The organism is Streptomyces iranensis, from assembly GCF_017874715.1.
GTDB lineage: Bacteria > Actinomycetota > Actinomycetes > Streptomycetales > Streptomycetaceae > Streptomyces > Streptomyces iranensis.
Genome location: NZ_JAGGLR010000033.1, coordinates 121,083 through 128,946, shown reverse-complemented (window position 1 = coordinate 128,946; position 7,864 = coordinate 121,083). Strand labels below are relative to the sequence as shown.

Genomic DNA, 7,864 nt, shown 5'->3' with positions numbered 1-7,864 from the left:
AACCGACGAACCCGACCTGCCCACCGAACTCACTGCATAGCCTCAACAACGGATCACCGAGTGGCCGTCGATACACCACTCCAGCGGACGTGACCGCCGAGTGCGGCGGCCGCTTGACGGCGGGCAAGGCCAGTGGTGGCCGGTCGATGCCGAGCGTCGGTCGAGCCGGGCCGTTCGGTGGTCTGCGGTGGGCGGCGGCTGGTCAGCCCTTGGAGGGGCCTGCCTTCGCCGGACGGGGCGGCCGAGTGCGGCGGCCGCTTGACGGCGGGCAAGGCCAGCGGCGGGCCGGTCGATGCCGAGCGTCGGTCGAGCCGGGCCGTTCGGCGGCCCGTGATGGGCGGCGGCCGGTCAGCCCTCGGCGGGGCTTTCCGTGTCCCCGGCGGACGGGGCACCGACCGCGGACGTTCGGCGGTGGGCGCCGGACGGTGGGCGGTCAGCCCTCCCCGGCGCTCTCCGTTTCCTCGGCGCCTTCGGCGCCCTCGGCGGCCTCGTCCTCCGCCAGCGCCGCGTCCAGCCGGGCCCTCGCGCCCTCCAGCCAGTGGCGGCAGACCTTTGCCAGCTCCTCGCCGCGCTCCCACAGCGCCAGCGACTCCTCCAGACTGGTGCCGCCCGCCTCCAAGCGGCGGACCACCTCGACCAGCTCGTCCCGCGCCTGCTCATAGCCGAGCGTGGTCTCCGCCCGCGTGCTCTGCCCGTCCGTCGGCCCGGCCTGCCCGTCCCTCTGCCCGGCCTGCCCGCTCTGCTCGTCCGTCTTCGCCATACCCCTCACCCTATTCAGCGGGTCCGACAGCGACCCGCACCCGGAACTCGCCCTCGGAGACCCGCGCCCGCAGCTCCTCGTCCTCCGCGACCTCCTCGGCCGCCCGCACCACCGAGCCGTCGGAGTGCTGGAGCACCGCATAGCCGCGGCGCAGCGTCGCGGCGGGGGAGAGCGCCACCACCCGCGCCTGGGTGTGGGTCAGCTCGGAGTCGGCCCGGTCCAGCAGATGGCCCAGGCAGCGGCGGGCGCGCTCCAGCACCGCCGTGATCCGCTCCTCGCGCTCGTCCACCATGCGGTGCGGCTCCCGCATGCACGGCCGGGCCAGCGCGGCGGCCAGCCCCCGCTCCTCCCGGTCCAGCAGCCCGTGCACACTGCGCAGCGCGCGCTCCCGCAGCTGCTGGACGCGCATCAGCTCCTCGCCCACATCGGGCACGATCTTCTTCGCCGCGTCCGTGGGCGTGGAGGCGCGCAGATCGGCGACCAGGTCGAGCAGCGGCGAGTCCGGCTCATGGCCGATCGCGGAGACCACCGGCGTACGGCACGCGGCCACCGCCCGGACCAGCTGCTCGTCCGAGAACGGCAGCAGGTCCTCCACACTGCCGCCGCCGCGCGCCACCACGATCACATCCACCTCGGGCTGCGCGTCGAGCTCCTTGACCGCCTCGATCACCTGCGGCACCGCGTGCACCCCCTGCACGGCCACGTTGCGCACCTCGAAGCGGACGGCGGGCCAGCGCAGCCGCGCGTTCTCCAGTACGTCGCGCTCGGCGGCCGAGGCGCGCCCGCAGACCAGCCCTATCAGCTGCGGCAGAAACGGCAGCGGCTTCTTACGGTCGGCCGCGAACAGCCCCTCCGCCGCCAGCGCCTTCTTCAACTGCTCAAGACGCGCGAGCAGTTCGCCCACGCCCACCGGGCGGATCTCGGCGGCCCGCAGGGAGAGCTGGCCCCGCGGCGCGTACCACTCCGGCTTGGCGTGCACCACGACCCGCGCGCCCTCGGTGACCGTGTCCGCGATCTTGTCGAAGACGGCGCGGAAGCAGGTGACGGTCAGCGAGATGTCGTAACTGGGGTCGCGCAGGGTCAGGAACACCACACCGGCGCCCGGACGCCGGGACAGCTGGGTGATCTGCCCCTCGACCCAGACCGCGCCGAGCCGGTCGATCCAGCCCCCGATCAGCCGGGACACCTCGCCGACCGGGATCGGCGCCTCCGCGGACGTGTTGACAGCCATGACCGCGAGGGTATCGGCCACCACCGACAGCAGCGGGGCATCGCCCCCACCAACCGGCAGACCCCGCGGTCATCGCCCCTACCATGGGGGACATGACTGCAACCTCCGCCCGCCGGGTCCTGCTCGCGGCCCCCCGTGGCTACTGTGCCGGTGTCGACCGTGCCGTGATCGCCGTCGAGAAGGCCCTGGAGCAGTACGGCGCGCCGATCTATGTGCGCAAGGAGATCGTCCACAACAAGTACGTCGTCCAGACCCTGGAGAAGAAGGGCGCCATCTTCGTCGACGAGACGGAGGAGGTGCCCGAGGGCTCCATCGTGATCTTCTCGGCGCACGGTGTCGCGCCGGTGGTCCACGAGGAGGCCGCCACGCGCAAGCTGGCCACCATCGACGCCACCTGCCCCCTGGTCACCAAGGTCCACAAGGAAGCAGTCCGGTTCGCCAAGGAGGACTACGACATCCTCCTGATCGGCCATGAAGGCCATGAAGAGGTCATCGGCACCAGCGGCGAGGCCCCCGAGCACATCACCCTGGTCGACGGCCCCGACGATGTGAAGAACGTCGAGGTGCGGGACGAGTCCAAGGTCGTCTGGCTCTCCCAGACCACCCTCTCGGTCGACGAGACCATGGAGACCGTGGACGCGCTCAAGGAGCGCTTCCCGCGGCTCATCAGCCCGCCCAGCGACGACATCTGCTACGCCACGCAGAACCGGCAGACCGCCATCAAGCAGGTGGCCGCCGAGTCCGACCTGGTGATCGTGGTCGGCTCCAAGAACTCCTCCAACTCGGTGCGGCTGGTGGAGGTCGCCCTCGGCGCGGGCGCCAAGGCGGGCCATCTGGTCGACTACGCGAGCGAGATCGACGAGGCATGGCTGGAGGGCGTCAGCACGGTCGGCGTGACCTCGGGCGCCTCCGTTCCGGACGTGCTCGTCGAGGGCGTCCTGGAGTGGCTGGCCGAGCGCGGCTTCGGCGATGTCGAGGTCGTCCAGCCCATGCAGGAGTCGCTGACCTTCTCGCTGCCCAAGGAGCTGCGCCGGGACCTGCGGGCCGAGGCCGCCGCGGCGGCCGTCGGTCAGCCGGAGACGCCGGCGGTGGCCGGCCGGCCCGAGGGGTCCCAGCGGTGACGTACGGCCAGGGGGCCACGGGGGCGGCCGCGGCGAAGGTGTTCGGCATCGACATCGGCGGTTCGGGCATCAAGGGCGCCCCGGTGGACCTGGACCGGGGCGAGCTCGCCGAGGAGCGCCATAAGGTGCTCACCCCGCATCCGTCCACGCCCGAGGCGGTCCTGGACGGTGTGGTGGAGGTCGTCCGGCACTTCGACTGGTCCGGGCGGCCGGTCGGGGTGACCTTCCCGGGTGTGGTGAAGGACGGTGCCACCCTTACCGCCGCGAATGTCGACAAGAGCTGGATCGGCACCGATCTGGCGTCGCGCCTCACCGAGCGGCTGGACTGCCCGGTCACGGTGTTGAACGACGCGGACGCGGCCGGGGTCGCGGAGGCGACGTTCGGCGCCGCCCGCGGCGTCAAGGGCACCGTGATCGTGCTCACCCTCGGCACCGGCATCGGCAGCGCGGTCTTCACCGATGGGCATCTGCTCACCAACACCGAGCTCGGCCATCTGGAGCTGGACGGCCACGAGGCGGAGAAGCGGGCCTCGACCAAGGTCAAGGACGACCACGACCTCAGCTGGTCGCACTGGGCGCGCCGGGTGCAGAAGTACCTCCATCACCTGGAGATGCTCTTCTCTCCCGAGCTCTTCGTGCTGGGCGGCGGGGTGAGCCGTAAGGCGGACAAGTTCCTGCCGCTGATCGAGGGCGTCAGGGCCGAGATCGTGCCGGCGCAGCTTCAGAACAACGCGGGGATCGTGGGTGCCGGGATGGCCGCGGCCGCTGCTGCCGGCGGCGCCGGGTGACCAGCACGGCCCGCCGTACGAGCACGATCACCACGGTCAGCAGCGTTCCCGCGTAGAGCCACCCGGCCTGCAGCGACAGCGCGGTGAACACCCCCACCGCCTGTCCGCTGAAACCGGCCGAGCCCTCGTTGATCGGCAGCAGCCCGACCGTATAGGCCAGCGGCGCCGTCACCGGCGCCGCCAGCAGATCGGCCGGGCGCACCCACAGCGCGCAGGCCGCGCAGGCGGGCAGGAAGAGCACGCTGTAGACGGTGGGCGAGCCGGAGAGCAGCAGCGCGTCCAGGCAGCCGACGCCGAGCATGGCGAGCGTGGTCAGCAGCCCCGCGCCCAGCCCGGTCAGCCGGGGATCGGGGAGGGACAGCCCCCGGGCCCGCCGCAGGACGGCGGGCAGCGCCGCGGCCGCTCCGGACGGCCCCGTACGGCGTGCGGCAGGCCGCGGCGCCCGGACCGCGCCGCCGGGCTGACCCCGGCCCTGACCCGTGCTTCTGCCGCGTCCCGGATACGTGTCGTCCGCGGCCGGACGGGGCGGCGGTGCCGCCGCGCGGCGGGGCGTACGCGTGCTGTAATGCTCCACCCGACCAACGTAGGTCGCCGGAGGGCGAGAATCCGGTCTTGGACACGCCCTTCGCAGGACCTTGGCAGTGTGTTCGACCGATTGTCAGCCCGGCCGGGTGATCGAGGACGGCCCCGTAGACTGGTTGACCGGCCCCGGCTCCACCGGGGCCCGTCATCGGTCCTCACATCCCCGCCACGGGAAGCTACGGGAAGTCGTCAACGTGTCGCTCACGATCGGAATCGTCGGTCTGCCGAATGTCGGCAAGTCGACCCTGTTCAACGCCCTCACCAAGAACGACGTGCTGGCGGCCAACTACCCGTTCGCCACCATCGAGCCCAACGTCGGCGTGGTCGGCGTCCCCGACCCCCGCCTGGACAAGCTCGCCGAGATCTTCGGCTCGGCCCGCAAGCTGCCCGCCACCGTCGACTTCGTCGACATCGCGGGCATCGTCAAGGGCGCATCGGAGGGCGAGGGCCTGGGCAACAAGTTCCTGGCGAACATCCGTGAGTCGGACGCCATCTGCCAGGTCATCCGCGCCTTCAAGGACGAGAACGTCGTCCACGTCGACGGCAAGATCTCGCCGAAGAGCGACATCGAGACGATCAACACCGAGCTGATCCTCGCCGACCTCCAGACCATCGAGAAGGTGCTGCCGCGCCTGGTCAAGGAGGCCCGGATCAAGAAGGACAAGCAGCCCCAGGTCAAGGCCATCGAGGAGGCCAAGGCCATCCTCGACGAGGGCCGCACCCTCTTCTCCGCCGGCATCGTCCAGGGCGGCGAGCGCGCCGCCCTCCTCCACGAGCTGCACCTGCTCACCACCAAGCCCTTCCTCTACGTCTTCAACGTCGACGAGGAGGAGCTCACCGACGACTCCTTCAAGGCCGAGCAGCGCGCCCTCGTCGCCCCCGCCGAGGCGATCTTCCTCAACGCCAAGCTGGAGTCAGACCTCGCCGAGCTCGACGAGGACGAAGCCCTCGAGCTCCTCCAGTCCGTAGGCCAGGACGAGCCCGGCCTGGCCACCCTCGCCCACGTCGGCTTCAACACCCTGGGCCTCCAGACCTACCTCACCGCCGGCCCCAAGGAGTCCCGCGCCTGGACCATCAAGAAGGGCGCCACGGCCCCGGAGGCGGCCGGTGTCATCCACACCGACTTCCAGAAGGGCTTCATCAAGGCCGAGGTCATCTCCTACCAGGACCTCGTCGAGACGGGCTCCGTCGCCGACGCCCGCGCGGCCGGTAAGGCGCGCATGGAGGGCAAGGACTATGTGATGCAGGACGGGGACGTGGTGGAGTTCCGGTTCAATGTGTAGCAGCTGATGTAACACCACGTCGCTGATCTGGCAAACGTGCAGGTCAGATGGGGTCCGACTCTTCGGAGTCGGGCCCTTTGTTTTTTCCCGTGCTGGGACGGTGCTGGGATAGCTGACCCCTCGTCACCTGTCATCATCCCTGGTCATCCGTACCGTGCTGGGATTGTGCTGGGACGTGGATGCGGCGCCGGTGCTGGGTTCTGCTCAGGTGAGTGGCCGAACCGTGGGACGGCGACTGCTGGCTCTGGCAAAGTGATCGGCACTGAAAGACGATTCTCGTGAGGAACTTGTGAGCGCGCTCGGTAGCTTCATCTGGTCCATCGCTGACCAACTTCGGGGCCCCTATCGCCCCAACCAGTACGGGACCGTGGTCCTCCCGTTCACGATCCTGCGGCGGCTTGACTGCATCCTTGAGCCCGATCAGGCGACGGTGCGAGAGCTGGCAGCGAAGTTCGAGAACCCGAACCGGCTCAAGGTCGAGGTTAAGAAGGCCACAGGCCGGACCTTCTACAACACCTCCAACTACTCGTTCGCGAACTTGCTGGCCGACGCGGACGGGCTGGCGGACAACCTGGCCGACTACATCGACCGGTTCTCCGCCGACGTGGACGTGTTCGAGTACTTCGACTTCAAGAAGGAGATCCTGGCCCTGGAGAAGGCCGGGCTCCTACGCGAGATCGTCAAGTCCTTCGGCAAGGTCGACCTCCATCCAGATGTGGTGTCGAACTCCGACATGGGCGACGCCTTCGAATACATCATCCGCAAGTTCAACGAGGCCGCCAACGAGACCTCTGGAGACCACTACACGCCGCGCGATGCGATCCGGCTGCTGGTCGACTTGCTCTTCGCGGAGAAGGACGTCGACCTCACCGAGGGGGGCATCATCCGGTCGCTGTACGACCCCACCGCCGGCACCGGCGGCATGCTCTCCCTGGCAGAGGAGCACCTGCTCGCCGAGAACCCCGACGCGAAGCTGGGCCTGTACGGCCAGGAGTACAACCCGCAGTCGTACGCCATCTGCAAGTCCGACCTGCTCGCCAAGGGCCACGACGCGACCAACATCGCCTTCGGTAACACGCTCACCGACGACGCCTTCAAGGGCCGCCAGTTCGACTACTGCATGTCCAACCCGCCCTATGGCGTGGACTGGAAGCAGTACGCCAAGGCGGTAAAGGAGGAGCGCGACTCCGCCGGCCCCTACGGCCGCTTCGCACCGGGCCTCCCCGCGACATCCGACGGGCAGATGCTCTTCCTGCTTCACCTGGCCCACAAGATGCGCGCACCCGAGGATGGGGGCGGCCGCGTCGGCATCGTCATGAACGGCTCTCCGCTCTTCAATGGCGCCGCCGAATCGGGTCCTTCCAACATCCGCCGGTGGCTGCTGGAGAAGGACCTTGTCGAGGCGATCGTCGCCCTGCCGACCAACATGTTCTTCAACACCGGTATCGCTACGTACATCTGGATCCTGGACAACACCAAGCACCCGGACCGTCAGGGCAAGGTGCAACTGATCGACGGCACGTCGTTCTGGACCAAGATGCGCAAGAACCTCGGTGCCAAGGGACGCGAGATCAGTGACGCCGACCGCGTCAAGGTCGTGCGGCTGTACGACGACTTCGAGGACGCCGATCCTGAACTCACCAAGGTGCTACGCAACGACGAGTTCGGCTACTGGACGGTCACCATCGAGCGCCCCCTGCTGGACGAGGGCGGGAACCCTGTCGTCAACCGCAAGGGTGACCCGAAGCCCGATTCGAAGAAGCGTGACACCGAGAACGTGCCGTTCACCTATGGCGGCTCCACCGCCGGCGCGGCAGCGGAACGCGAAGTCATTCAGGCGTACTTCGACGCGGAGCTGAAGCCGCACGTTCCCGACGCCTGGATCGACTGGGCCAAGACTAAAACGGGGTACGAGATCCCCTTCACGCGGCACTTCTACAAGTACGTTCCGCCTCGTCCGCTCGCGGAGATCGATGCCGACCTGGAGAAGCAAGTCGCCAAGATCCTCGATCTGCTGCGGGAGGTTGAGGGATGACACAAGCACGGTTTGATCTTGAGCAGGCTTGGGCCGGAAACGTCCCATCCCGTTGGCGCTGGAG

General features: G+C 69.1%; 7 protein-coding genes. 4 read left to right on the top strand and 3 right to left on the bottom strand.

The genetic code is table 11. The annotated features are described in order from the left end of the window. Positions 1–433 precede the first annotated feature (433 nt). On the bottom strand, positions 434–760 hold the full coding sequence (locus J2Z30_RS43970; RefSeq protein WP_078956685.1) for an exodeoxyribonuclease VII small subunit: 327 nt from the start codon (positions 758–760) through the stop codon (positions 434–436). A 10-nt stretch (positions 761–770) separates the two neighbouring features. After that, the gene (xseA, locus tag J2Z30_RS43965; RefSeq protein WP_044581478.1) at positions 771–1,991 is read right to left on the bottom strand and encodes an exodeoxyribonuclease VII large subunit; all 1,221 of its coding nucleotides are present in this window, start codon (positions 1,989–1,991) and stop codon (positions 771–773) included. Between the two features lie 83 nt (positions 1,992–2,074). On the opposite strand from xseA, the gene J2Z30_RS43960 reads away from it, so the two are divergent. Then, a complete protein-coding gene (locus tag J2Z30_RS43960) occupies positions 2,075–3,112 on the top strand; it encodes a 4-hydroxy-3-methylbut-2-enyl diphosphate reductase (protein WP_372453406.1) in 1,038 nt (345 codons plus the stop codon). Then, entirely contained in the window at positions 3,109–3,900 is a 792-nt protein-coding gene (gene ppgK / locus J2Z30_RS43955) for a polyphosphate--glucose phosphotransferase (RefSeq protein ID WP_078956683.1), read from the top strand. The genes J2Z30_RS43960 and ppgK overlap by 4 nt, the downstream gene beginning before the upstream one ends. Here ppgK and J2Z30_RS43950 read toward each other — a convergent pair. Further along, on the bottom strand, positions 3,806–4,474 hold the full coding sequence (locus J2Z30_RS43950; protein WP_044570603.1) for a DUF6542 domain-containing protein: 669 nt from the start codon (positions 4,472–4,474) through the stop codon (positions 3,806–3,808). The two genes, ppgK and J2Z30_RS43950, sit on opposite strands and share 95 nt — an antisense overlap. A 202-nt stretch (positions 4,475–4,676) precedes the next feature. Here J2Z30_RS43950 and ychF point away from each other — a divergent pair, with 202 nt between their 5' ends. Both ychF and J2Z30_RS43940 read left to right on the top strand, forming a co-directional pair. Continuing rightward, positions 4,677–5,765: a redox-regulated ATPase YchF gene (gene ychF, locus J2Z30_RS43945; RefSeq protein WP_044570601.1), complete on the top strand. Its 1,089-nt coding sequence runs from the start codon at positions 4,677–4,679 to the stop codon at positions 5,763–5,765. Positions 5,766–6,054: 289 nt separating this feature from the next. Then, positions 6,055–7,800 carry an HsdM family class I SAM-dependent methyltransferase gene (locus tag J2Z30_RS43940; protein WP_044570599.1) on the top strand — a complete coding sequence of 582 codons (1,746 nt, stop codon included), beginning with the start codon at positions 6,055–6,057 and terminating at the stop codon, positions 7,798–7,800. Positions 7,801–7,864 lie beyond the last annotated feature (64 nt).